The 24,645-nt window shown below is 57.5% G+C and carries 24 protein-coding genes; 13 read left to right on the top strand and 11 right to left on the bottom strand.

The features are described 5' to 3' along the window. Nucleotides 1–141: 141 nt before the first annotated feature. The 10 genes from BS627_RS22110 to BS627_RS22065 form a co-directional block, all read right to left on the bottom strand. On the bottom strand, nt 142–534 hold the full coding sequence (locus BS627_RS22110) for a GFA family protein (RefSeq protein ID WP_077985350.1): 393 nt from the start codon (nt 532–534) through the stop codon (nt 142–144). Nucleotides 535–690: 156 nt separating this feature from the next. Continuing rightward, on the bottom strand, nt 691–1,845 hold the full coding sequence (locus tag BS627_RS22105) for an iron-containing alcohol dehydrogenase (protein ID WP_077985263.1): 1,155 nt from the start codon (nt 1,843–1,845) through the stop codon (nt 691–693). Nucleotides 1,846–1,857: 12 nt separating this feature from the next. Next, nucleotides 1,858–2,112, bottom strand: coding sequence for a carbon-nitrogen hydrolase family protein (locus tag BS627_RS22100; protein WP_077985262.1), 255 nt, complete (start codon nt 2,110–2,112; stop codon nt 1,858–1,860). Nucleotides 2,113–2,200: 88 nt separating this feature from the next. Beyond that, nucleotides 2,201–2,911: an anti-sigma factor gene (locus tag BS627_RS22095; protein ID WP_077985261.1), complete on the bottom strand. Its 711-nt coding sequence runs from the start codon at nt 2,909–2,911 to the stop codon at nt 2,201–2,203. Then, nucleotides 2,908–3,450 carry a sigma-70 family RNA polymerase sigma factor gene (locus BS627_RS22090; protein WP_077985260.1) on the bottom strand — a complete coding sequence of 181 codons (543 nt, stop codon included), beginning with the start codon at nt 3,448–3,450 and terminating at the stop codon, nt 2,908–2,910. The genes BS627_RS22095 and BS627_RS22090 overlap by 4 nt, the downstream gene beginning before the upstream one ends. A gap of 134 nt (nt 3,451–3,584) precedes the next feature. Further along, nucleotides 3,585–4,013, bottom strand: coding sequence for a DUF2177 family protein (locus tag BS627_RS22085; RefSeq protein ID WP_077985349.1), 429 nt, complete (start codon nt 4,011–4,013; stop codon nt 3,585–3,587). 69 nt (nt 4,014–4,082) lie between these two features. After that, nucleotides 4,083–4,460: a DUF2147 domain-containing protein gene (locus tag BS627_RS22080; protein WP_077985259.1), complete on the bottom strand. Its 378-nt coding sequence runs from the start codon at nt 4,458–4,460 to the stop codon at nt 4,083–4,085. Between the two features lie 27 nt (nt 4,461–4,487). Next, entirely contained in the window at nt 4,488–5,720 is a 1,233-nt protein-coding gene (locus BS627_RS22075) for an SAM-dependent methyltransferase (RefSeq protein ID WP_077985258.1), read from the bottom strand. After that, complete coding sequence (locus BS627_RS22070) at nt 5,707–6,525, bottom strand: DUF1365 domain-containing protein (protein WP_077985257.1); 819 nt, start codon at nt 6,523–6,525, stop codon at nt 5,707–5,709. Before BS627_RS22070 ends, BS627_RS22075 begins: the two co-directional genes overlap by 14 nt. Next, on the bottom strand, nt 6,522–7,895 hold the full coding sequence (locus BS627_RS22065) for an NAD(P)/FAD-dependent oxidoreductase (protein ID WP_077985256.1): 1,374 nt from the start codon (nt 7,893–7,895) through the stop codon (nt 6,522–6,524). Before BS627_RS22065 ends, BS627_RS22070 begins: the two co-directional genes overlap by 4 nt. Before the next feature lie 192 nt (nt 7,896–8,087). Between BS627_RS22065 and BS627_RS22060 the strand changes: the two genes are divergently transcribed. From BS627_RS22060 to BS627_RS22040, 5 genes are all read left to right on the top strand, one after another. Beyond that, entirely contained in the window at nt 8,088–8,876 is a 789-nt protein-coding gene (locus BS627_RS22060) for a DUF1295 domain-containing protein (RefSeq protein WP_077985348.1), read from the top strand. Beyond that, the gene (locus tag BS627_RS22055; protein ID WP_077985255.1) at nt 8,873–9,898 is read left to right on the top strand and encodes an SAM-dependent methyltransferase; all 1,026 of its coding nucleotides are present in this window, start codon (nt 8,873–8,875) and stop codon (nt 9,896–9,898) included. Before BS627_RS22060 ends, BS627_RS22055 begins: the two co-directional genes overlap by 4 nt. A 154-nt stretch (nt 9,899–10,052) precedes the next feature. Next, entirely contained in the window at nt 10,053–12,263 is a 2,211-nt protein-coding gene (locus BS627_RS22050; protein ID WP_077985347.1) for a sensor histidine kinase, read from the top strand. Next, nucleotides 12,256–12,711, top strand: coding sequence for a response regulator (locus tag BS627_RS22045; RefSeq protein WP_077985254.1), 456 nt, complete (start codon nt 12,256–12,258; stop codon nt 12,709–12,711). The genes BS627_RS22050 and BS627_RS22045 overlap by 8 nt, the downstream gene beginning before the upstream one ends. Nucleotides 12,712–12,724: 13 nt before the next feature. Next, entirely contained in the window at nt 12,725–13,717 is a 993-nt protein-coding gene (locus BS627_RS22040) for a sensor histidine kinase (RefSeq protein ID WP_077985253.1), read from the top strand. A gap of 67 nt (nt 13,718–13,784) precedes the next feature. Here BS627_RS22040 and BS627_RS22035 read toward each other — a convergent pair whose 3' ends face one another. Further along, nucleotides 13,785–14,159 carry a response regulator gene (locus BS627_RS22035; protein WP_077985252.1) on the bottom strand — a complete coding sequence of 125 codons (375 nt, stop codon included), beginning with the start codon at nt 14,157–14,159 and terminating at the stop codon, nt 13,785–13,787. A 209-nt stretch (nt 14,160–14,368) separates the two neighbouring features. On the opposite strand from BS627_RS22035, the gene BS627_RS22030 reads away from it, so the two are divergent. From BS627_RS22030 to BS627_RS21995, 8 genes are all read left to right on the top strand, one after another. After that, complete coding sequence (locus BS627_RS22030) at nt 14,369–15,823, top strand: sensor histidine kinase (RefSeq protein ID WP_077985251.1); 1,455 nt, start codon at nt 14,369–14,371, stop codon at nt 15,821–15,823. Beyond that, on the top strand, nt 15,820–16,257 hold the full coding sequence (locus tag BS627_RS22025; RefSeq protein ID WP_077985250.1) for a response regulator: 438 nt from the start codon (nt 15,820–15,822) through the stop codon (nt 16,255–16,257). The genes BS627_RS22030 and BS627_RS22025 overlap by 4 nt, the downstream gene beginning before the upstream one ends. 7 nt (nt 16,258–16,264) lie before the next feature. Continuing rightward, nucleotides 16,265–17,299 (top strand): sensor histidine kinase, encoded by a 1,035-nt coding sequence (locus BS627_RS22020; RefSeq protein WP_077985249.1) that lies wholly within the window; start codon nt 16,265–16,267, stop codon nt 17,297–17,299. Nucleotides 17,300–17,712: 413 nt separating this feature from the next. Then, nucleotides 17,713–18,558 (top strand): outer membrane protein, encoded by an 846-nt coding sequence (locus BS627_RS22015; RefSeq protein ID WP_077985346.1) that lies wholly within the window; start codon nt 17,713–17,715, stop codon nt 18,556–18,558. Between the two features lie 212 nt (nt 18,559–18,770). After that, a complete protein-coding gene (locus tag BS627_RS22010) occupies nt 18,771–19,949 on the top strand; it encodes a phosphoserine transaminase (protein WP_077985248.1) in 1,179 nt (392 codons plus the stop codon). A gap of 83 nt (nt 19,950–20,032) precedes the next feature. Next, the gene (gene serA / locus BS627_RS22005) at nt 20,033–21,628 is read left to right on the top strand and encodes a phosphoglycerate dehydrogenase (RefSeq protein ID WP_046799887.1); all 1,596 of its coding nucleotides are present in this window, start codon (nt 20,033–20,035) and stop codon (nt 21,626–21,628) included. Between the two features lie 221 nt (nt 21,629–21,849). Continuing rightward, entirely contained in the window at nt 21,850–22,938 is a 1,089-nt protein-coding gene (locus tag BS627_RS23990) for a Tim44 domain-containing protein (protein ID WP_089153281.1), read from the top strand. A 473-nt stretch (nt 22,939–23,411) separates the two neighbouring features. Then, nucleotides 23,412–24,602 (top strand): OpgC family protein, encoded by a 1,191-nt coding sequence (locus BS627_RS21995; RefSeq protein WP_077985247.1) that lies wholly within the window; start codon nt 23,412–23,414, stop codon nt 24,600–24,602. The last annotated feature ends 43 nt before the right edge of the window (nt 24,603–24,645 follow it).

The following is a 24,645-nucleotide window of genomic DNA, read 5'->3' as shown; positions in this document are numbered from 1 at the left end:
TAAAGCGATTTACTAAACCGCTTTACAAAAAAGTCTAAATGCTAGGCCGAGTCAACACGGTTTTATAGCCTCTTTAAAATTTGTCTGTTTCACTGGAGCCGGATCAGGGGACCTGAAAGCCCATGGCGGAGCCTTGCCGCTTCATTTTTCTCCAGAATCTCGAATAGATAGAGACACCCAGGCATGGCGGGTCTCCTCATAAACGCTCTGCGTTGGTTCCATGGCGCTTGAATCTTCAAAACAGCCCAGGGCGATGGCGACGAGCCTGGGCCGAAATTCCGGTAACCAATAAACCGTGGATCCGCAGGCGGGGCAGAAGCGGAACTCCAGGTTCTTTCCGCTATCTCCGGGCCGCATGTAGGTTTTGTATTCTCCCGACGCAGTGACTTGATCGGCTTCATAAAACACTGCGACGCCGAACGCTGAGCCGGTGCGATGCTGGCACGCACGACAGTGACAAACGGATACCTTGCGGGGTTCTCCATTTGTCACGACAGTTAGCTGACGACATGAGCAATGGGCCAAGCGCACAATGTTGTTCCCAGTTCTGAACCCGGACTTTTCGGCTCCGAATATCCCCGCCACAACCGTATCGGAGCAGTCGACTTTGATAAAGGTAACAGTCGGGAAGAATATCAGAACTTTTGCGCCGACATGTCGAAGTGGAGATAAGGAGGCGCTGACCCTTGCCTACCAAGCATCTTCGTAGATTCTGGCGGCATCGGACAGCAACACCGTGCGTGGATTGTTAACCAGCAGGCGTGTCTGTTCCATCGCATTTTCCGCCAGCAAGGCAAGCCCGTCTTTTGGTATTCCAACATCTCTCAGTCGCACCGGCAGGTTCAGGCGCACGGGAAGCAAGGCCAGCCCTTCCAGGAAGCCGGCAAGTCGTCCTGACCTGTCGGCAGGCTCCAGCTGAGGAAAAAGACATGGCGCCAGTTCCGCATAGGCATCGCCGCACACCGTTGCGTTGAAATGCAACACATGCGGCAGGACCAGGCTGTTGGAGAGCCCGTGTGGAACATGATAGAGACCGCCAATCGGGTAGGCGAGAGCATGAACGGCCGCCACCGGCGAGTTGGCAAAGGCCTGACCGGCCAACATCGCACCAAGCAGCATGGCCTGTCTGGCAACCATGTCGGTCCCGTTCTTTACGGCGGCCTCGATATTTGCTCCAAGTAGCCGGAGCGCCTCTTTGGCAAGTGTGCGGGAAACAGGATTGTTGTTCGCGCTTGCGGAGGTGAAAGCCTCGATGGCGTGGACCATCGCATCAATTCCCGTCGCCGCCGTTACCGACGGAGGAAGGCCGACTGTCAGACTTGCGTCCAGGATGGCCGCATCCGGCAGCAGGGTTGGCGACACGACACCCTTTTTCTGGTGTGCATCCGTGGTAACGATGGAAATCGGTGTGACTTCCGATCCGGTGCCGGCCGTCGTCGGCGCCAGCACCAATGGCAGGCGTTCACCGGTCACCTTGCCGACCCCGTAAATATCGCAGAGCGCTTCACCGCTCCTTGCCAACAGCGCCACGAGTTTCGCGACATCAAGCGATGAGCCGCCGCCGATGCCTAGTATGCCGGTGGCCCCGAATTCGATTGCACGCGCCACAGCGTCGTGGATGACGGCTTCCGGAGGATCAGCGACAACGCCGGTGAAGATCGATGTTTCGGCCCCGCCCTCCGAAAGACTTGCAAGGGCGGGCTGAACAAGCCCAGCCCTGACGACGCCATCGTCGGAAATTACCAGAATACGCGACCCAAGTCCGGTCTTCAGCTCCGAAAGTCTTGAGATACTACCGGGGCCTGCGATTATCTGCGGGACGGTTGCGAATGTGAATGTGGACATCTTGTCGGTCTCTCACTCATGCCATTTGACGAGAAGCCGATAGTGATGCGGCTGGCGCATAAGGACAAGACCATTTCGCCGGACAATGTTCGTGGGATAGGGTGCATCGGAGTTGGTGGTGTCGGCTGATGCGGCCGCAATCCCGTCCTCGTCCACAATTGCCGGTTTCTGGCGCGGAAAGCTGCGGAAACCCGGCCGCAACACAGCATTTTTGCCCAAATACACCCGTTGTGCATCCAGCATGTCGTTCACCGAAATCAAGGGCATCGTCGGTTTCGGAGACTGACCGTTACAACCCATCTCCTATCGTGACGCGTCATCGGGACTCGCCTCGAAATCGGGAAGCGCTAGACCTTCATCCCCATCGCGCAGTGCCGACAGCGATAACAGGGCCGGTTGCCTGACCAGTCGGCGAGCCGCCGAAAGGTTCGACGCTGATGGCGAAGGTTGTGCCTTCGGTGATGCTGTTGCGCATGTCGGCGGGGATGATGAGGTCGCCATTCGTTCCGGGCTGGAAAACGCCGAGCGAGCGGGTCTTGCCGCCGTCCATCACCAGCCACAATTCCAGTGATTTTTCGTCGGTCTTGCCGGTTGCAACAGGCACAATCCGCATCCGTCCGGATTCCGCGTCGTAGGAGGCAAGGAGATTGACCTGGCTGTCCGTCGTTGCAAGTTCGGCCACCAGCGGTGCGGTGCCCTGCCGCTTTTCGGGGAAGGCGGCGTAAACGACGGCGGCAACGGCGGTTGCGCTGGTGGCAACCGAAATCCAGCGCCACAAGGATGCGGAATTCCACAGGCTGCCATTGGTATTGACGGCCTTGCTTCCGAACAGTCGTTGTTCGATACGCTCAAGAACAGTGGCGCTCGGTACGTGCTCCTCGTAATCGGCATTGAAGTCGGAAAATTCCGCTTCCCAACGCTGTACCAGCTGTGCGAAGGCCGAGTCGTCCTGCATGCGTCGTTCCAGTTCCCGACGCTTTTCAAGCGGTAGGACGCCCAGAACATATTCACCGGCGAGGATATCGTCGCGCGAATGCTTGCCGCCGCTCTGTTCGCCCGTGGTCATCGCTGCATGCACTCTCTGAGTTTGAGGAGACTGCGTCGTAGCCAGGTTCTGACCGTGTTGAGCGGCACGCGCAATTCCTCGGCGAGTTCGAGATAACTCAAGCCCTCGACATAGGCCCGGCGCACCGCCTGCGCGTGTACGGTCTCAAGTTCGCGCATGCAGTCTTCGATCCTGCGGCCTTCATCGGCGAGAACGATCTGCTGCTCAGGATCGCGGACGCTCTCGTCGGCAAGATCGTAGGCTTCCTCGATGTCATCGGTTATGGGCTTGCGCGCCCTGATCGTGTCGATGGCATGGTTGCGGGCAATGGCGGCAAGCCATGTGGCGGGTTTTCCGGCACTGGCGGCGAATGTTCGGGCCCGCTGCCAGACCTTGATATAGATTTCCTGCAGCGCCTCTTCGGCTTCCGTTCTGTCACGCAGGATTTTCAGGCAGATTGCGAAGAGCTTCGGACTGGTCGCCTGGTAAAGCGAGACGAATGCTGAACGATCACCCATGCCGACGCGGTTTATAAGGCTTGCGATCTCTGTGGCCTGCATTCGAACCTTCCTTGCTGCGTCTCCTTTATAGAGCCGTCTTTCGCAGGAAGACAAGAGATGTATGCCGGGAACCCGGCAACGGATACGCTGCAGGGGTATCGGAACGAAGCTGCCGGTAAGAGAGGATGTCGTCATCACAGGCCCGCCGGATTTTCCAGCGGGCCGACGAGCCGCGCCGTGATGAAATAGCCGATTGTGGCCGCCGCTGCGGAGACGAAGGTTCCCCATAAAAGATCGGCGACGGTCAAGGTCGTGGACCAGCTTTTCAACGTCGCCTGATTGGTCAGGTCGTAAGTGGCGTAGGCCATGAAGCCGACCACCGCGCCATAAAGCAGCGCGGTCGTCCATTCCCCCGTCTGAAAGGCCGGGCGAACCGCGAGAAAGGTCAGGCCGGCGGCATAGATGAGGTAAAAGACGACCGCTGGAGCAAGCCTGAAATTGTCCGCCAGAAGATCGCCGATAGCCGGGCGGTAAAGGCGCGACGCCATCGTACTCAACCAGATGAAATCGATCACCAGAAAGGCGACGAGGGTAACAAGGTATGCCGCGAAATAGGTCTTCATCGGTGTTTTCCTTTGCAGGGCATTGATGCGGAAGCGAAGATGCGAGGGCAAAGCAATGTGGAGATGTGGCTAGTCGATCCTTGTCCAGTTTATGCCCTTGCACAGCAGACCGGCGACGATACAGCCTTTCGTGGTCATGCCGTTGCCGTTCACTGTCACTGTTATCCTGTAGGACTTGTCACGCTGGGGGTCGAAAGCGGTGCCGGAATAGCTGCCCGCCTCTGTCTGCTTTATGTCCATGATCAGCTGGTCCCCGGTTTTTTCTTTCGGGGTTCCCGGCTTGATCCAGGTATTTGTGGCGCAGATATTTTCGCCGCAGGGCGCGATCATTACTTTCGCCTTGCCGTCTCCGCGCGCCCAGTTGCCGTCGATATCGGCCGCCATGGCGCTGGATGCAACCAGCAGTGGCCACAGGACGGAAGCAGCTGTCAATCCATTGATCATCATTGTCTCACTCCGTAGTTTGGTCCCGCCTTATCCGTGTTCGATGGTGTAGAATCCGACGTTTATGGTCCCCTCGGCAAAACCTGCCTCGCAATAGCAAAGGTAATAATCCCAAAGCCGCCGGAAGCGGTCATCGAAACCGAGCAGGGATATCGTCTGCCACCGCGCATGAAAACGCTGACGCCATTCGGCGAGCGTGAGCGCATAGGACTGGCCAAAAAGCTCGTTATCCGTGAGCTTCAGGCCGGCCTTGCCGACCGCCTTTTCGAGCGCGTCATTCGAGGGCAAAAAACCGCCGGGAAAGATGTATTTCTGGATGAAATCCGCCTTACGCCGATATGTATCGAAGCGGCTTTCTTCAATCGAAATGATTTGCAGCACAGCGCGGCCGCCGGGTTTCAGGCATCTTTTCAGCGTTTCGAAATAGCTTGGCCAATAGGCCTCGCCGACTGCTTCGAACATTTCGACGGAGACGATCCTGTCGAATTGGCCATTCAGGTCACGATAATCCTGCAGCCTCAGATCGATGCGGCCTGTCCTTTTCGTTTTTTCCGCTGCATTTTTTGCCCATTTCAACTGGGAGGGGGAAAGGGTGATGCCGGTGACGTTGGCTTTGGCCTGGGTGGCAAGGTGAATGGCGAGTGCGCCCCAGCCGCAGCCGATCTCCAATATGTTTTCGCCGCCACTCAATTGCAGTTTATCGACGATACGTTCCAGTTTTTTCAGTTGGGCGGCCTCGAGCGTAGACGCCGTGTCATCGAAGATCGCCGATGAATACAGCATCGAAGGATCGAGCCATTGCCGGTAGAACTCGTTGCCGAGATCATAATGTGCTTCGATATTGCGGCGGCTGCCCCGTCTGGTATTGGCATTCAACCTATGCGCAGTGCGGTGGAGAAGGCGCATGGGCAGGCTGCCGCGCATCGACCTTGTGAACGCCTCGCGATTTTGGGCCGCGAAGCGAATAAGCGCCGTCAGATCCGGTGTTGTCCAGTCGCCTTCGATGAACCCCTCGGCAAAGCCGATGTCGCCGTTCAGCAGCATTCGCCGGAGCGCGCGCCAGCTATGCAGGACAATGGTCGCCTCGCTGCCATTTGTTGCGCCGGATTTTTCAATGAAACCGCCGCCGGGAAGAATAACATGTAATCTTCCTCGGTCGATATTGCTCAACAGCCGGCTGATGAGCCACATGCCAGGGCTGATGCGGCGGTCAAGACGCGTATTTTTCACCGATGATTCCGTGAGATTGTCAAACGGGGTCATGAATTTTGGCCTCGGTTTGCGACGATGAAGGATGAAGGAAGGAGACTGGACTGGCAGGCGGCAGCGGACGTTTTCTGAAACGCACACCCTTCAGCCAAATTTTCAGCGCCTCCCAATGAATGCCCAGAATGACCTTGAGCGTCAGGAGGGGGATGGCGAAGAAAGCTTTCACAAGTGCGCTGTCCGTCAACTCGACACGTCGGGCCAGATGGCGGGCGGTCAGGACCAGGCCGTCATCGTCGAAAGTCTCGATGACGATTTTCAGCCTGTCGCCGGGTGGGGTGACGCGGAAAACATAACGGAGATCCATGTCCATGAAAGGCGAGACATAAAAGGCCTTTTCGCATCGCTGGACGATCTCGGTCGATTTGCCGGCTTCCACGGGGATCAGGTATGCGTGTCTCTCGCCAAACGTGTTGTCCACTTCCCAGAGGATAGCTTTGAGCGACAAGTCGCGCCCGTAACAGAAGAAGACACTGAGTGGGTTGAAGGCCCAGCCGAGCACACGCGGCATGGTGAGCAGACGTATCGGTCCTCCGTCCACCGGCATGCCTGCCGCCGTCATGGCTGTTTCGATCTGCTGGCGCAGCCCGATGGCGCTGCGGCTGCCGCGGTCCCTGCTGTGGAATGAGAAAAGGTTGAACCGGTCTACGGAGAAAAACCGCAATTTTCGGTCAAGCACATTCAACTCATCGAGGTCGAGGAGCAGCGAATAAATCCGGTAGGCGAGTTTATGGGTTTTCGGCTTGAAACGCGCATGCGTTACATGGCCGGGAAAAAGCGCCGAGTTGAGGGGGGACGTCATGCCATCACCTCCATCACTTCCGTGCCTGCCGCAACTGTCGCCAAATTCAGGCGAATGATCCGGCCATTGTCATCGGCAACCTTCCATGGGCGGGATACGCCGCCAAGATCTTCGGCGACGGCGAGGCCGGCCTGAAGGCCGTCCTCGTGGAAACCGGATCCGAAATAAGCGCCGCAGAACCAGGTGTTTCGCAGGCCCTGCAAGGCCCATAGCTCCTGACGCATCTGTTCGGTGCCAGCGTCAAAAACCGGATGGTGATAGGTTTCCTCGGCGATGATTTTTCCTTGATCCGGTTCCCGCGCCGGGTTCAGCGTTACGAAAACGTCCGGGATTTCGCCCAGCGGCTGAAGCCTGTTCATCCAGTAGGTAATGCTCGGCTGGCCCGTTTTAATGCGCGTGTCGGCCACATAGTTCCAGCTTGACCAGGCAGCGCGGCGGCGCGGCATGAAGCTGCTGTCGGTGTGAAGCACGGCGCGGTTTTGGGTATAGGTAAAAGCGCCGAGAATGCGCCGTTCGGCGCGTGTTGCGTCGGCAAGGATGTCGAGCGCCTGATCCGCATGGGTTGCGATCACCACCTCATCGAAGCGCACGGCTTCGCCGTCCGCAGTAGTGATTTCGACGCCGTCCGGCAGGCGGTGGATGCGCTTCACTGGTGTCGACAGGCGAATTCGATCCGCAAAAGGCGCCGTGATGCGTTTCACATATTCGCGCGAGCCACCGACGACGGTGCGCCAGACCGGCCGATTGCGCAGCAACAGCAGGCCGTGATTGCGGCAGAATTTGATGAAATGCGCCGCCGGATAACGGCCGACCTCCATGGCCGGCGTGGACCAGATGGCCGCAGCCATGGGATAAAGATGATCGTCGCGAAACGCTGAACCATACCGATTGCGGGAGAGATATTCATCGAGAGACAGATCGCCCATCACATGCAGGTCCCGTGGGGCGTTGCGGTAAAAGCGCAAAAGGTCCGCAAGCATCGCCCAGAAACGTGGCCTCAGGATATTGGACTTCTGGGCCAGCAGGCCAAGGCCGGTTCCGCCGGAATATTCGAAACCGCCATCATCCAGAGAAACAGCGAAAGACATGTTCGAAGCCGCCGTGGCCACGTCCAGTGTTCGAAAAAGAGCGGTGAGATTGGGATAGGTCTGCTCGTTGTAGACAATGAATCCGGTGTCGACATGGACTTGTCCGTGGTCCGTCCTGAACGTCACCGTATTGGTGTGGCCGCCGATGCGATCAGCAGCTTCGAAAACAGTTACATCGTGCCGTTGCGACAAAAGCCAAGCCGCCGACAAACCGGAAATTCCCGTTCCAACCACGGCGATGCGGCGCCGGCTTTGTTGTTTTTTCGCTTCGGTGTCGACCATTTTTCCTCGCTATCGCATTGCCAATCCAGTCTTTGGGTCTGCGACATGTACGAGGAGGGCGCCCGATCAGTTTCACCGGCGCATTGATTTTCTGAAATTTTGTTCGACGCCTGAAACTCTTTTGCCGGTTCGGTCGTATTTCCCATCACGAAACCCGACCTCAAACTGTTCACAAGGGCGAGCAAAGTGGTGATATTTTCTGTTGTCCTGGCGCTGGCCATTCTTATGTCGCTTCTGATGGCAGGCGCCTGGGCGTTGCAGAGAGCAACCGGTTCAAGCGGCTGGATCGACACGGTGTGGGCGGCGAGCGTCGGGCTTGGCGGAATTTTCGCTGTTGTTTTCGCCGGCGGAGACGGCTGGCGGCGCGGCGCTACACTTTTCCTGGTCGTTGTCTGGTCCCTGCGGCTTGCCGGCCATATCGGCATGCGCACGCGAGGAGGCGGGGAAGATCCCCGTTATGCAAAGCTTATGGAGCAATGGGGGAGCGCTGCCGCCCTGCGGCTCTTCATCTTCCTGCAAATACAGGCAATCGCCGCTTTTGTGCTCGTTCTCGCGGTCTATCTCGCCGCAAGCAACACCCATGGTTTTCCGCGTATCGTTGACGTGATCGCCATGGTGCTTGCCCTTGGCGCGCTGGCAGGCGAAGCGCTCTCCGACGCCCAGCTCTCGAAATTCAGAAAGACCGCAGCGGCAAAAAACAGTGTCTGCGAAACCGGCCTGTGGCGTTATTCCCGCCATCCCAATTATTTTTTCGAATGGCTTTTCTGGTGCAGTTTTCCGCTGCTGGCCATTCAGGGGCTGGCCTTGTCATGGGCGTCGCTCGCCGCACCGGCGATGATGTACTGGCTGCTTGTCCATGTCTCCGGCATTCCGCCGCTTGAAGACCATATGCTGCAATCGCGCGGGGAAAAATTCCGCGCCCTTCAACAACGCGTCAACGCCTTTTTCCCGGGGCCGCGCAAGAACGAGGACAGGCCATGAACATGCTCGCACTCGCCATCAACGCCGCCGAGCGCACGCCGCTTAGCGATAGCGTGACGCTTGCCGGAATAGATATGCTCTGCGGACGGACGAAGCGGCGGCTTGCCGCCATCCCAGCCGATGCGGAAGAGGTTTTCGCGTCGGATATGGTGAAATTTCCCGTCGCCAGCCATACCGACGACGCGAACAAACAGCATTATGAAGTGCCAGCGGCATTTTTCGCGCTCGTTCTGGGAGAGCATCGCAAATATTCCTGCTGTTATTATGACGATGCCACGGCGACGCTGGATGAAGCTGAAAATGTTGCTTTGGCCAAGACCTCGGCCCATGCCGGCCTTGAAGACGGGATGGATATTCTGGAACTTGGCTGCGGATGGGGTTCGTTGTCACTTTATATGGCCGGCCGTTTTCCCAATGCGCGTATCACGTCAGTCTCGAATTCCGTGTCGCAGCGCGAATATATAATCGGTCGTGCGCGAGAATCTGGGTTTTCAAACCTCTCTGTAATAACGGCCGATATGAATGATTTCACGACGAACGATCGCTTCGACCGTGTCGTATCGGTGGAAATGTTCGAGCACATGTCGAATTGGCGCGTGTTGTTTGAGCGTGTTCACGCGTGGCTGAAGCCGGACGGCAGGTTTTTCATGCATGTGTTTAACCACCGCGACCGATCCTATCGTTTCGACCATAACAATCCTGCCGACTGGATCGCCCGGCATTTCTTCACCGGCGGCATCATGCCGGCCTTTGACCTTCCCCATCGTTTCAACCAGCTTTTCACCGTCGAGCGGGAGTGGCGCTGGTCAGGGTCGCACTATCGTCGGACAGCTCTCGATTGGCTCGAAAACTTCGACAGAAAAATTGACCGCATCCGACCCATTCTGCAACAAACCTATGGTGCCGATGCGCGGCTTTGGGAAAGGCGGTGGCGATTGTTCTTCCTGGCCACCGCGGGGCTTTTCGGGCATGATGGTGGTGACGTGTGGGGGGTGGGGCACTACCTCTTGAAGGCGGTTTAGTGTCAGCGCCCCGCAATCGGCATGGGCGCGTTTCAAAAACCGCTCTCGAAACGTTTGCCGAAACGAACGTTTACATCCCCGCAATAATGAATAGGCTGGCCGCATCTTTTGAGCAGGTCGAACGTTCTTGCACAAGGAGCAGCTGGAGAAAGTTATGAGTTCAGTTACGCCGAAACTGGATAGTTGCGGCGCCGAGCCCATCCATATCCCCGGCGCTATTCAGGAGCATGGGGCTCTTCTGGTCTTGTCTGCGCGGGAATTTTCCGTGGTGCAGACCAGTGACAATTTCGCTGACTATATTGGTCGGGCAGTGCCGATCGGTGCCGTTGCAAGCGAGGTGGTGTTGCCGTTTCTCGCAGCATTGTCCGCCTGGTATTCCAGTGAAGAGAGCATTTTCCGATATGTCTGGGCCGAAAAGAAACTCGATGTTTCGGCGCATCGATCCGGCCCTCTGATTATCGTTGAGGTGGAAAAGACGAGGGAGGGCGAATCGGCTGAAAGGCTGATGGGCGAACTCACCCGTCTGGCGCAATATCTGAATAGCGCGCCGTCGCTGGAAGATGCGCTTTTTCGAACAGCGCAACTGGTCTCCGCAATCAGTGAGTATGATCGCACCCTGATTTACGACTTCGGGCCGGACTGGAGCGGCCACGTCGTGGCGGAAGCCGGTAGCGGGGCTTTGCCGTCTTATCTTGGACTACGTTTTCCGGCGGGTGATATCCCGCCGCAGGCGCGGCAACTCTATACCATCAACCGTTTGCGAATGATCCCCGATGCCAATTATCGGCCCGTCCCGGTGAGACCGCAGGTGAATGCGGAAACGGGGGCGGTACTCGATATGAGCTTTTCACAGCTGCGGAGCGTGTCTCCGGTTCATCTTGAGTATATGCGCAACATGGGCACGGCCGCTTCCATGTCGGTGTCGATCATCGTTAACGGCGCCCTGTGGGGCCTGATCGCCTGCCACCACGCCACACCTCATGCGGTGTCCCTTGCCGTGCGAGAGGCCTGTGATTTTGCGGCGCAGCTGCTGTCGATGCGGATAGCGATGGAGCAGAGTTCTCAGGATGCATCCCGCCGCGTGGAGCTTGGCCACGTTCAGGCGCGTCTGCTGAAGCGGATGGCGACTGCCGAAAAATGGGTTGACGGTCTGATTGCAGGCGACGACGAAAGAGAAGACCTGCTGAAACAGGTGGGAGCCGATGGTGCTGCGCTTATTCTTGGCGACAAATATGAACTTGTCGGCAAGACGCCTTCACGGCAGCAGGTTGAAGAGCTTGTCCTGTGGCTTGGTGAGCAGGATTTAACCGATGTTCTTGCGACCGACAATCTGGCAGGTGATTACCCTGCTGCGTCGGCCTATGCATCCGTCGCCAGCGGGATTATCGCGATGCGGGTTTCGGAACTGCATGGAAGCTGGCTGATCTGGTTTCGGCCGGAGGTCATAAAAACAGTGCGCTGGGGTGGCGATCCGCACAAGACGGTGCAGGAAAGCGGACGCATCCATCCGCGCAAGTCCTTCGAAATCTGGAAGGAGCAATTGCGCGGCACGGCGTCTCCGTGGTCGGAGCCCGAGCTTGCAGCCGCAAGGGAGCTGCGCAGCGCGATCATCGGTATTGTCCTGCGCAAGGCGGAGGAAATGGCGGATCTGACGCGGGAACTGCAACGGACCAACAAGGAACTGGAGGCTTTTTCCTATTCCGTTTCGCATGACCTGCGCGCGCCTTTCCGCCATATCGTCGGTTTTGCGCAATTATTGCGTGAGCGCAGCAACGCCTTGGACGAGAAATCCCTGCATTATCTTCAGATGATATCCGAGGCGGCGCTCGGCGCTGGCAGGCTGGTGGACGATCTTCTGAATTTTTCTCAGCTTGGCCGCACGCAGATTACCATGAAGCCGGTCGATATGCAGAAGGTGGTGAGCGAAGTCCGCCGTTCTCTCGATCCGGCGGTTGCTGGCCGCCAGATCGAATGGCGGATCGGAAAACTGCCGGTGATATTCGGAGATCCGACCCTGTTGCGGCAGGTCTGGTACAATCTGATCGAAAACGCCATCAAATATTCCTCCCGGGAGCCGATTTCGATCATCAGCATTTCAGCGGTTGAAGGCGAAGACGACATCACCTATTCCGTCGAAGACAATGGTGTCGGCTTCGATATGGCCTATTACGGCAAGCTTTTCGGCGTGTTTCAGCGGCTTCAGCGTGTCGAGGATTTCGAGGGCACGGGCATTGGACTTGCGTTGGTGAGACGAATTGTCGAGCGCCATCACGGTTCGGTCGGCGCTGAGGGAACTGTCGGTGAGGGAGCCACGTTCTCCTTCCGATTGCCGATTGTGAAGATTAAAGAGGACGACATTGCCTGAACTCAGACCTATTCTGCTGGTGGAAGATAATCCGCGCGATCTGGAATTAACGCTGACCGCTCTCGAAAAATGCCAGCTGGCGAATGAGGTGGTGGTGGCGCGCGACGGCGCCGAGGCGCTCGACTATCTCACTGTCACTGGCAGCTATCACAACCGGCCTGCCGGCGATCCGGCTGTCGTCCTTCTCGATCTCAAACTCCCGAAAGTGGACGGGCTTGAGGTTTTGCAGAGGGTAAAGGGCGCTGATCATCTGCGGCACATTCCGGTCGTCATGCTGACGTCATCTCGAGAGGAGCAGGACCTGGTGCGGAGCTACGAACTGGGCGTTAACGCCTTTGTCGTCAAGCCCGTGGAATTCACACAGTTTTTTAAGGCTATACAGGATCTCGGAGTTTTCTGGGCTCTCCTGAACGAGCCGCCACCCGGTGCACGTCGCAATGGTGGATGAGGCGGTGCGGCGAATGGAAGCAGGCAAGCTTCTTCTCCTTGAGGACAGCTCGGTCGATGCAGAACTGATTGAGGACCAGCTTTCGCGTATTTCACCACCTCCGCTGGTGACCAGGGCGGTCGGCAAGGCGTCGTTCATAGAGGCTTTGGAAAAACAGCCGTTTGATATCATTCTTGCGGATTTCTCCCTGCCGGACTTCGACGGCATGGCGGCGCTTGACGTCGTCATGCAGACCCGACCCGATACGCCGTTTATCTTCGTGTCCGGAGTTTTGGGCGAGGATGCTGCGATCGACGCATTCCGGCGCGGCGCCACGGATTACGTGCTGAAGCAGCGGCTGGTGAGATTGCCGTCCGCCGTCGAGCGCGCGCTGGCGGAAGCGCGGGAAAAACAGGAGCGGAAACGGGCAGAGCTGCACAAGGAACTTCTTGTTCGTGAGCTGAGCCATCGCGTCAAGAACACCATGGCGATGGTCATATCCATTATCCGCAGAACGGCAAAAGGCAGTACCTCGATCGAGGATTATCAGGAACGGCTTGTGGCCCGCGTGAGTTCACTGGCGGAGAGCCATGCCCTGCTTTTTCAGAGCAATTGGGGAGAGACTGACCTCAGAGACGTCGTGAAGCGCGCGATCGAGCCGCATAATGTCTTTGCGAGCAGGGTCGAACTTGACGGTCCGGATGGCGTGCATGTGTCGCCAAAATCAGCTTTGGCGCTGGGAATGATCCTGCATGAACTGGCGACGAACGCGCAGAAATACGGTTCTCTGTCCGGCGCAAACGGAAAGGTCGAGGTTTTCTGGAAGAAGTTGCGTGACGGAGATGGGCGCAACCGTGTTGACCTAAGGTGGCAGGAAAGCGGAGGCCCGCCTGTTTCCGCGCCGAAGGAAACCGGCTTTGGAACGACCCTGATAACAAAAGGCGCGCAATACGAATTGCAGGCTGAAAGTGAAATTCGCTACGATCGCGGCGGCCTGAAATATCAGGTCCTCTTTCCCCTGGATTGAATCGCCGGATGAAAAGATGCCGGATGAAAAGATGAAGGTGGGGCGCCAAGCCGCGATCGGCTCGGCCCTAGTCGATCAGTGAAAACTCATTGGCCAGAACACGCGAGAGATTGTCGAAATCGCAAGGCTTGGAAACGACTGTCAGGCCGTCCAGCTGAGCCCGGACACCGGGTACTTCCGCATATCCGCTGCAGATGACGAAGGGAATGTTCGCCGCCTTGAGCTCTTCGATGACGGGGAAGGACAATTCTCCTCTCAGATTGAGATCAATGACCGCACCGTCGAGATCGGTGACGTTTATTTTTTCGAGCGCGGCGTCAACATGGGAAACCGGCCCGACAACATTGACGCCGAGGTCGGAGAGAAAATCTTCCATATCCATCGCGAGAAGTGCGTCATCTTCCAATACGAGGATCTGTTTTCCCTGGAAATCGTAGCTCATTGTCACCGTATTCTCATTACTTCGGCCCCGCAGGCCTCTTTCAATCAACATTGCAAAACCCCTGAACCCCGCGCTGGTTCCACGGATCGATAAAAAGAAAACAGTCGCCTCCGGTGTTGTCATACTCTAGCTTGCGCAACTAATTTAGCGCCTACCGGGAATGTATTGCTGTGACTGGTTTTTCACCGTTTGCCAAACGAAGCCTTTTGATGCTGGCCGTGGGTGTTGCGATTTTGATTGGCATGGTCTCCGTGTCTTTATGGCTCGTCCAGGTGAACAACAGGTACTCACAGGAGACTGCGGAACTCCGACGTTTTCGTGCCGCGGTTTTCGATGTGCTGACGGCGATGCAGGACATTGAGACCGGGCAACGAGGATATCTGCTTGCCAACAACTCGGAATATCTAGCGCCTTATGAAGAGGCTCTGCGTACATTGCCGCAACGCCAGTCGAGACTCTTCGACCTGCTGAAGGAACAGCCTCAATATGCGCAGTCTCTTTCCGGTTTGAGGCGGGCGATCGAAGCCAAGCTGGCGGAGACAAGCGAAACCATTGAGCTGCAGCGCACGGGTCGAATCACGGAGGCAATTGAGATCGTTCGCAACAATGACGGCAAGCGCTTAATGAGCGAGATCAGAGGCATCTTGTCCAATCTGCAATCGAATGTCGACGATCGTTTGCGTGTCATTGTTAATGATCAGCTCGATGCCGCCAATACACTCCGATGGGTAACCGTGGGCGGCGCGCTTGCAATTCTCCTTGTCGTCGGCGGTTCGATCTTCCTTGTCTTCACCTATATCAAGGCTCTGACCCGGTCTCGGGAGGATGTTGACGAGCTTAACCGGAATCTGGAGGAACGTGTAGAAGGCAGGACACGCGATCTCCGCCGCGCCAATCAGGAAATCCAGCGCTTCGCCTACATCGTTACACACGACCTGCGGGCGCCGCTGGTAAATATAATGGGCTTTCTCTCCGAGTTCGACACCTCGCTGAAGTCGGTGAATGCTTATGTCCTTGCGGATGGGAAAACCCTGGCCGACGACGTCGTCCGCGAGGCGCGGTTGGCGGTGGAAGAGGATATTCCCGAGGCTATCGGCTTTATCCGCTCATCCACCCGCAAAATGGATCAGCTGATCAACGCGATCCTTAAAATTTCCCGCGACGGCCAGCGCAAGCTGCAGCCCGAGAAAGTCGACGTAGAAACATTGCTCTTGTCACTTTCCGAGACGGTACGCCACCAGATCACGGCGAACGGCGGCGAGATCGACGTCGACACGCCGAAGCTGACGATCGTGACCGACCGCATATCACTCGATCAGATTCTCGGAAATCTGTTCGACAATGCGGTGAAATACCAGATGCCTGGTCGTCCGCTGCGGCTGACGGCGCGCGCCTATCCGGCCGGGCGTGGTGCGATCTGTATCGAAGTCGGCGACAATGGGCGCGGTATCGGTGAAAAGGATCTCGAAAGGGTTTTCGAACTCTTTCGCCGGGCGGGCAATCAGGACCAGCCGGGAGAGGGTATTGGCCTTGCCCATGTTCGTTCGCTAATCAGAAATTTAGGAGGTGACATTAGAGTTGAGTCCAAACTCGGTGAGGGCAGCACGTTTTTCCTGCTGCTGCCGAGTGACCTCAGACGAGTGACGAAGGAAGGCGACACATGAAAGCGACCGGTCAGGAAGTGACGATCGTGATGATCGAAGACGACGAGGGCCATGCGCGGCTGATCGAAAAGAACGTGCGGCGGGCCGGCGTGAACAACGAGATCGTGCCGTTTACGCTCGGAGCTGAGGCGCTTGACTATATACTGGGCGAAAGTCGAGATGGCCTTGTGAGCAAAGACCGTTATCTTCTTGTCCTGCTCGACCTCAATCTCCCTGACATGTCGGGCATCAACATTCTCGAGCAGATCAAAAGCAACGAATACACCCGTCGTTTGCCCGTCGTGGTTTTGACAACTACCGATGACGAGACTGAAATTCAGAAATGCTATGACCTGGGCGCGAATGTTTACATAACCAAGCCGGTCGATTATGAGGGCTTCGCGACTGCCATCAAAAATCTTGGCCTGTTCTTTTCCGTAATTCAGATACCTTGAAGGCACGATGGCTCTGCGCGTTTTATATGTCGATGACGACCCGGCTCTGGCCCGGCTTTCGAGCCGCGTTCTTGGTCGCCACGGAATGGAGGTGGTTCATGCCGCCTCCGTGGCGTCCGGACTCGAGCTTTTTCAAAACGGGCAGTTCGATATCGTCGTTCTCGACCATTATTTCCAAACCGCGACGGGCATGGAATTTCTCGCCGCTATCGAGACGATACCGGCGCGTGTTCCCATCCTTTATGTGACGGGGTCCAACGAGGCGCAGATCGCCATGGATGCGCTCAGGGCAGGTGCCGCCGACTACGTCATCAAGAATGTCGGAGATGATTTCTTCCCGCTTCTGCTCACAGCCATTAATCAGGCATTGGAAAACCATCGCCTGCGCCAGACGAAGGAGGAGGCCGACCGTTTGCTGGTGAAGGCCAAAGAGCACGCGGAAATGATGGTGAAAGAGATGAACCATCGTGTCGCGAACAGTCTCTCACTGGTTTCCGCCATGATCCGACTACAAATAAATACCCTGAAGTCGCAGGAAGCAGAAACCGCGTTGCTGGAAACGCAGAGCAGGATTTCGGCAATCGCCGGCGTTCACCGCAGCCTCTATAACACCGCGAATGTGGGCCTGGTCTCTCTCAATTCCTATCTGACCTCGATCATCGGTGATCTGTTTCAGGCCGTGCCCGGCTCTTCCTCCATCACTGTTGAAACGTCGCTGTGTGAGGTCGATTTGAATGCGGACCATGCCGTTGCGCTTGGCGTCATCATCACAGAACTTCTGACCAACGCGCTCAAATATGCCTACCCCGATCAAACCGGCGCCGTCCGGGTCAAGCTCTCTGAAGAGAATGGGCAATTCATTCTGGTTGTGGAAGATGACGGGATAGGGTCGAACCCGCACATATCGCCGAAGGGCACAGGGTTGGGCACGAAACTGATCATGGCGATGGCGCAGAACATCGGCGCCCGTGTCGATCAGACACATACCCACCCGGACCGGAAGGTGGGTACGCGTTATACGATGAGTTGGAGCGAGAGATAGGGTCGGCGTTCTCGCCGGCAATCCCAAGGTTCGCTTCCGCCATCGTGCCGTCCGGCGCATTCAGCACGCCAACCTGGCGGAACTTTGTCACGATCTCTTCTGCCTTGCGCGGCTTTTCGCTGCCATTTTGTCAGGGGGCCGTCTGCCTTCCGTGCAAAGAGAGATGCCGAATTTTGTAAGGCTTCCATCCATAACCGGATCAGCGCAATAGCTTTTGCACTTCCTTAACCTATGCGTTTTAGGGTTAAGAAAGCGCAAACCGTATCAGTGTGTTTACCATTTTCAGTAACGATTGTTGTAATACAGGTTTCCATTTTAATCGGGACTTAACCATTTTACGACAATCTTCATGACTGAAGAATTCACTGGCATCTGACGCCGAAACCGCATGTGTCTCTTCTGGAGTGGAAGTCATGAAAAACGCCCTGGCCGGATTTCTGGCCGTCCTGCTGACCGGTACCAGCGCCATCGCTGCCGATCTCTATCAAGCCGAGCCTGCCCCTGCTTATGTCGATGCACCCGAAGTGACCGTCACCCAGGCGAGTGGCTGGTACCTGCGCGGCGACGTCGGTTATTCCTTCAACAAGCTGCGCGGCGCCCATTATTATCAGGGTGGCCCCGGCGGCTATCTCGCGGATTTTGACACCGCGACGATCAAGGACAGCTATGTCATTGGCGCCGGCGTCGGTTATCAGTTCAACAACTATTTCCGTAGCGACTTGACCTTTGACTATATGGGTAAGTCGGATTTCCGCGGCTCCACGAGTGGCTCCTGCGGTTCCGTTCCCGGTCGCTGCGTCTCAGAGGACCTTAGCTCACTTCGCGCCTATACTCTGATGGCGAATGCCTATGTCGATCTCGGCACTTATGGGCGGGTGACGCCTTATGTCGGTGGCGGTATCGGCGGCTCCTACGTCAAGTGGGATAAGCTGCGCAACACATCCTGCAGCGTCAACGGCCTGGGTTGCGACCCGACCACCGAACATGGCGGCAAGGGCAAATGGCGCTTCGCCTACGCCCTGATGGCCGGCGCATCCATCGATGTCACCTGTAACCTGAAGGCCGATATCGGCTATCGTTTCCGCCACATCAACAAGGGCGATATGTTCGCTTACGAAAATGGCGGCGGTCCGGGCCGTGACAAGGGCCTTTATTCGCACGAAGTCCGCGTCGGCGGCCGTTATGTCTTCAACGGCTGCGATACCGCACAATACATGCCGCCCGCCGATATTCCGCTGCAGCCTGCCGTTTATAAATAAACGTCACGCCCTGCTGGTAGTTTCAGACCGTCCGCATCCTCCGGGTGCGGGCGGTTTTGTTTTACCGGCACCTGACGCGGCGCATGACGCATATGGACCAAGATTCTTCTGCGTAGCGACATATTCCGCTTGACTGGGATGGGCGACAGGAATAGCAACGGCGTCAGGACACTCCACCCTAACGTGGAGCGCCTATCTGGAAGGGTAGTCAAATGACAGATATCGTGAAACCGGACGTCCGTCCGGGCAATACGCATTTTTCCTCTGGTCCCTGCTCGAAGCGTCCCGGTTGGTCGCTAGATGCTCTCTCCGATGCGCCGCTCGGTCGCTCGCATCGCGCCAAGGTTGGCAAAGCCAAGCTGAAGCAGGCCATTGATCTCACCCGTGAAGTTCTGAACGTTCCTGCCGATTATCGCATCGGTATCGTTCCCGCATCCGACACCGGCGCCGTTGAAATGGCGCTATGGTCGCTGCTCGGTGAACGCGGCGTCGATATGCTCGCCTGGGAAAGCTTTGGCGCTGGCTGGGTCACTGACGTCGTCAAGCAGCTGAAGCTGAAGGACGTCCGCAAATTGGAGGCCGATTACGGCCTGCTGCCGAACCTTGCCGAAGTCGATTTCGACCGTGACGTCGTCTTCACCTGGAACGGCACGACATCAGGCGTTCGCGTTCCCAACGCCGATTTCATTCCCGCCGACCGCAAGGGTCTGACCATCTGCGACGCCACTTCGGCAGCCTTCGCGCAGGACATGGATTTTACGAAACTCGACGTCGTCACTTTCTCCTGGCAGAAGGTTTTGGGCGGCGAGGGTGGCCATGGCGTCATCATCCTTTCGCCCCGTGCCGTCGAGCGTCTCTTGAACTACGCACCCGCATGGCCGCTGCCGAAAATCTTCCGCATGGTCTCCGGCGGCAAGCTGATCGAGGGCATCTTCACCGGCGAAACCATCAACACGCCGTCCATGCTCTGCGTTGAAGATTATATCGACGCGCTGCTGTGGGCGAAAAGCCTCGGTGGCCTCAAGGCGCTGATCGGCCGTGCCGATGCCAATGCCAAGGTTATCTACGACTTCATCGAGAAGAATAACTGGATCGCCAATCTGGCCCTCAAGCCGGAAACCCGCTCCAACACCTCCGTCTGCCTGAAGATCGTCGATCCCGAGGTGCAGGCGCTGGATGCCGCCGCACAGGCCGATTTCGCCAAGGGCGTAGTCGCCCTGCTCGAAAAGGAAAATGTCGCCCTGGATATTGGTGCTTATCGCGACGCCCCGTCCGGTCTGCGCATCTGGGCCGGCGCGACCATCGAGACGGCCGATATGGAAGCCGTCATGCCCTGGCTCGCCTGGGCTTACCAGACGCAGAAGGCAACACTTTCCAAGGCTGCCGCCTGATTTCGATACCGGCCCTGCGCTGATGCAGGGCCGCATATTCCCCGCTTTCAAAACTGCACCGCTTTTCAAGGAGCCCGTAAACCATGGCACCTCGCGTACTCGTATCCGACGAACTGTCGGAAACCGCCGTCCAGATTTTCCGTGATCGTGGCGTCGAAGTCGATTTCCAGCCGAAACTCGGCAAGGACAAGGACAAGCTGGCTGAAATCATCGGCAATTACGATGGTCTTGCCATTCGTTCGGCCACGAAGGCGACCGAAAAACTGATCGAAGCCGCGACCAACCTCAAGGTTATCGGCCGCGCCGGCATCGGCGTCGATAACGTCGATATCCCGGCCGCCTCGCGCCGCGGTATCATCGTCATGAACACGCCCTTCGGCAACTCCATCACCACTGCCGAACATGCTATTGCGCTGATGTTCGCAGTTGCCCGCCAGCTTCCGGCAGCCGACAGCTCCACGCAGGCCGGAAAGTGGGAAAAATCTAAGTTCATGGGTGTCGAAATCACCGGCAAGACGCTCGGCGTCATCGGTGCCGGCAATATCGGCTCCATCGTCTGCTCGCGTGCACTTGGCCTCAAGATGCATGTTCTTGCCTATGACCCCTTCCTGTCGCCGGAACGCGCGCAGGAAATGGGTGTGACCAAGGTTGAGCTGGACGAACTTCTGGCCCAGGCCGATTTCATCACCCTGCACGTGCCGATGACCGACAAGACGCGCGGCATCCTGAACGCTGAAAACCTCGCCAAGACCAAAAAGGGCGTGCGTATCGTCAACTGCGCCCGTGGTGGTCTTGTGGATGAAGCGGCCCTTGCCGAAGCCATCAAGTCCGGCCATGTCGCCGGCGCCGGTTTTGACGTGTTCGAAGTCGAGCCCGCCACCGAGAGCCCTCTTTTCGGCCTGCCGAATGTCGTCTGCACGCCGCATCTCGGTGCTTCCACCACGGAAGCGCAGGAAAACGTCGCCCTTCAGGTTGCCGAGCAGATGTCGGATTATCTGGTCAAGGGTGCGGTTTCCAACGCCATCAACATGCCGTCGATCACGGCTGAGGAAGCGCCGCGCCTGAAGCCCTTCATCCGTCTGGCGGATGTTCTCGGCTCCTTTGTCGGCCAGGTGCAGGAAAGCGCCACCAAGGAAATCGAAATCCTTTATGATGGCGCAACCGCCAACATGAACACCAAGGCACTGACCAGTGCCCTGCTGGCCGGCCTGATCCGCAGCCAGGTTGCGGATGTGAACATGGTTTCGGCTCCGGTGATGATCAAGGAAAAGGGTATCATCCTTTCCGAGGTCAAGCGCGACAAGACCGGCGTTTATGACGGCTATATCAAGCTGACGGTCAAGACGGAAAACCAGATCCGCTCGGTTGCCGGCACGGTCTTCTCGGATGGCAAGCCGCGCTTCATCCAGATCAAGAACATCAATATGGATGCGGATGTCGGATCGCACATGATCTACATCACCAATACCGACGTTCCCGGCATGATCGGCTTCATGGGTACCACGCTCGGCGAAGCTGGCGTCAACATCGCCAACTTCCAGCTCGGCCGTGAAAAGGAAGCCGGCGACGCCATCGCGCTGCTTTATGTCGACGGTCCGGTTTCCGAAACCGTGCTCGACAAGCTGCGCGCCAACCCGGCGATCCGCCAGGTCAAGCCGCTGACCTTCAACGTCGACTGATATCGTTCCTCCCAAGGGGACAATAAGGCCCGGCGCAGGGGAGACCCTGTGCCGGGTTTTTCGTTTATCCAGTGTCTCTTTCGTCGCAGAATATATGTGACTATCGCATTGGTTGCATATCACGAAAAATTTAAGGTAACTGCTCTAAAAATGATGATCATGAGTTGCTATATCGCCTGCTGACATGCCGCTCATGGGAGGGCGGCCAACAGGAGATAACGATGTTTGCTGCCTTTCGGCGCTTCAAGGGTTTGTTCGCAGTCGCCGCGCTTGGTATCGCGGTGTCTTTCGTGGCGGTTGATATGGCGGAAGCGCGTCGCGCCAGCGGCGGTTTCGGCAGCCGCGGCACGCGGACCTATTCCGCTCCGCCTTCGACCAGCACGGCACCCGGCCAGACCGCGCCGATAAACCGCAGCATGACTCCCAATACCAATCAGGCAGCGCCGAGCGCTGCTCAGCCGGCCCGTCCCGGCGCGCAGGCGCCGCAGCAGAGCCGCGGCTTGTTCGGCGGCATGATGGGTGGTTTGATGGGCGGCCTCTTGATGGGCGGTCTGTTCGGAATGCTGCTGGGCGGCGGTTTTGGCGGCATGGCCGGTTTCTTCGGTATGCTGTTGCAGGTGGCTCTGATCGGCCTTCTGGTGATGCTCGCCATGCGTTTCTTCGCCTCGCGCCGTCAGGGCCAGCCCGCTTACGGCGCGGCCGGTGCCTCGCAGCGTAGGGATCATTCCGGTTCTTCCTATAATGGCGGTTCGCAGCCGGGTTCTGCTGCATCCTCCTTCAAGATTCCGAAGATCGGCGCGCTGGCCGGCGCTGCGGGCGGCGTGGCCGCCAATGCCGCAACGGCAAAGCCTGCGCCTCATGCCCCCGCGCCTCATGCCAATGCCATGTCGGAAGGCGATGAAATCGGCATTACCCAGGGCGATCTCGAAACTTTCCAGAAAATGCTGGAAGACGTGCAGGCCGCCTATGCCGCCGAGGATTATGGCACATTGCGCAAGCTGACGACGCCGGAAGCCATGTCGTATCTCGCCGACGAACTGAGCGACAACGCGACCAGCGGCGTGAAAAACGACGTGCGCGATGTGACGCTGCTACAGGGCGATGTTGCCGAAGCATGGCACGAAGAGGGCCAGGATTATGCAACGGTGGCTATGCGCTACTCCGCCATCGACGTGATGCGCGACCGTACCTCCGGCAAGGTGATCGAAGGTGACGAGCACCAGCCTTCTGAGGCGGTGGAAATGTGGACCTTCGTCCGCCGCCCCGGAAACGATAACTGGCAGGTCGCCGCTATTCAGGCGGCCGCCTGACGAATCGTAGCTTATTTAACAAATCAAGGCCCGGCGGTTCTCGTTACCGCCGGGCCTTTGCTCGTCACGCTCGCGGAAAACATGGTCACGCCGACGCTCGCTCGGCTAAGGGACAAAAAGATGCGGTCAAAAAAACGACTGATAAATCTAACGGGTGATATCTCCCGCGGCCATCGGCGGTGAATTCCGCTTCGTCCTGCTATGCAACGTTTTTAGCCCTGTTTGTCGCGACATGTTACCCGCGCATGGCTCTTCCGCTTCACGCAATTGCCTTTTTTCATTCATCCGGCATTCAGTCCCGGCGTCCTAACCACAGGGCACACACATCGATGTGACTTTTCGCGCGGGTTCTACACCGCTTTGGAAAGGGAACCTGAGGCGCGAAACAGCGTTGACAATCCATACCCGGCCCCTCCCAAGCCGGGCTGGATGGCCGGGCAATGCAGGCCCTGCGAGAACGGAGAGCTATCGAGATGAAACGCTTTGACCTGATCGACGGGATGCGTGGTTACTTCCTCGTCTTCATGCTGATCAACCATCTGGTGTTTGCCGGCGGCTTCTGGCTGGTGGAAATCAATCACCGGCAGTTTGCTTTTGTCGAGGACGCGCAGGGTTTCGTGTTCCTGTCCGGCCTGCTGATCGGCATGGTTTATGCGCGCAAGATGATGAAATATGGCTATGACGCCGGCAAACAGATGATCTGGAACCGCGCGATGGAGCTTTATCGTTATGCCATGGGCCTTGTCATCGCCGTGCTGTTTTTCCGCATGGTCATCCCGCATGCGCCTTATATCTGGTACAACTGGCTTGGCATGACGTCGTTCGACGATCCGCTGCGTCTCGCGGCGATTGCGACATTCCTCTTCCAGCCGACCTTCATGGATATTCTGCCGCAATATATCGTCTACATGATCTTTGCGCCGGTGCTGGTGAAGCTTTGTCTGGATGGTAAGTGGGCCTATGTCATGGCCGGCTCCCTGCTGGTCTGGATGGCGGGCCAGCTTGGCCTGCAGCAAATTGTGACGACCCCGCTCAACGAACTCGTCAAGGGGGCGGATGAGCAAGGTATCCGTGTCAGCTTCAACCTGCTCGGCTGGCAGCTGGTATTCTATTCGGCGCTGGTAATGGGCGCGATGACGGCGCAGAACCGCATTCCGTGGAAGGCGATCTTCTCGCCTGAGCGTACATGGTTGCCGAAAGCGGCGCTCGCCATCTGCCTGTTCTTCATGCCGCTGCGCATCGCCACTGCCTGGGGCCTGATGCCGGATTTCATGATGGGCAAATTCTCTACCATGGAAATCCGCGCCGATTTCGGCCCGGTCTATCTCATCAACTTCCTCGCCGTTGGCGTCGGCTTGACCTGGCTGGTGATTGCCGGTCCGAAGCACCACCGTCCGCTCGTGCGTTCCATCGCCGAAGGCGTCATCTGGGTGCTGTCGCTGAAGTTCCTGCAATTGCTCGGCCGCCATTCGCTGCAGGTCTATGTCTGGCATGTGGCGATCGTCTACGGCGTCTATTATCTCGACGGCCGCACGGCAGAACTGTCGCAGCTCAACAAGACGCTGATCGCCGTCACGGCGATTGGATTGCTGGCCTTGCCAGCCCTGTGGCGGGAGCGCGACAAGTGGTTCGGCAGCAGCGGCCAGAAGACGGCTGGCGCCTGAGGGCCGGGTCCCAGCCCGAATCTGACGGCTTTGCGGGGCGGTT

The sequence above is a fragment of the Agrobacterium salinitolerans genome (genome assembly GCF_002008225.1).
Lineage (GTDB): Bacteria > Pseudomonadota > Alphaproteobacteria > Rhizobiales > Rhizobiaceae > Agrobacterium > Agrobacterium salinitolerans.
The sequence above is the reverse complement of the archived record's forward strand: the minus strand, read 5'-3'. Positions and strand labels throughout refer to the sequence as shown.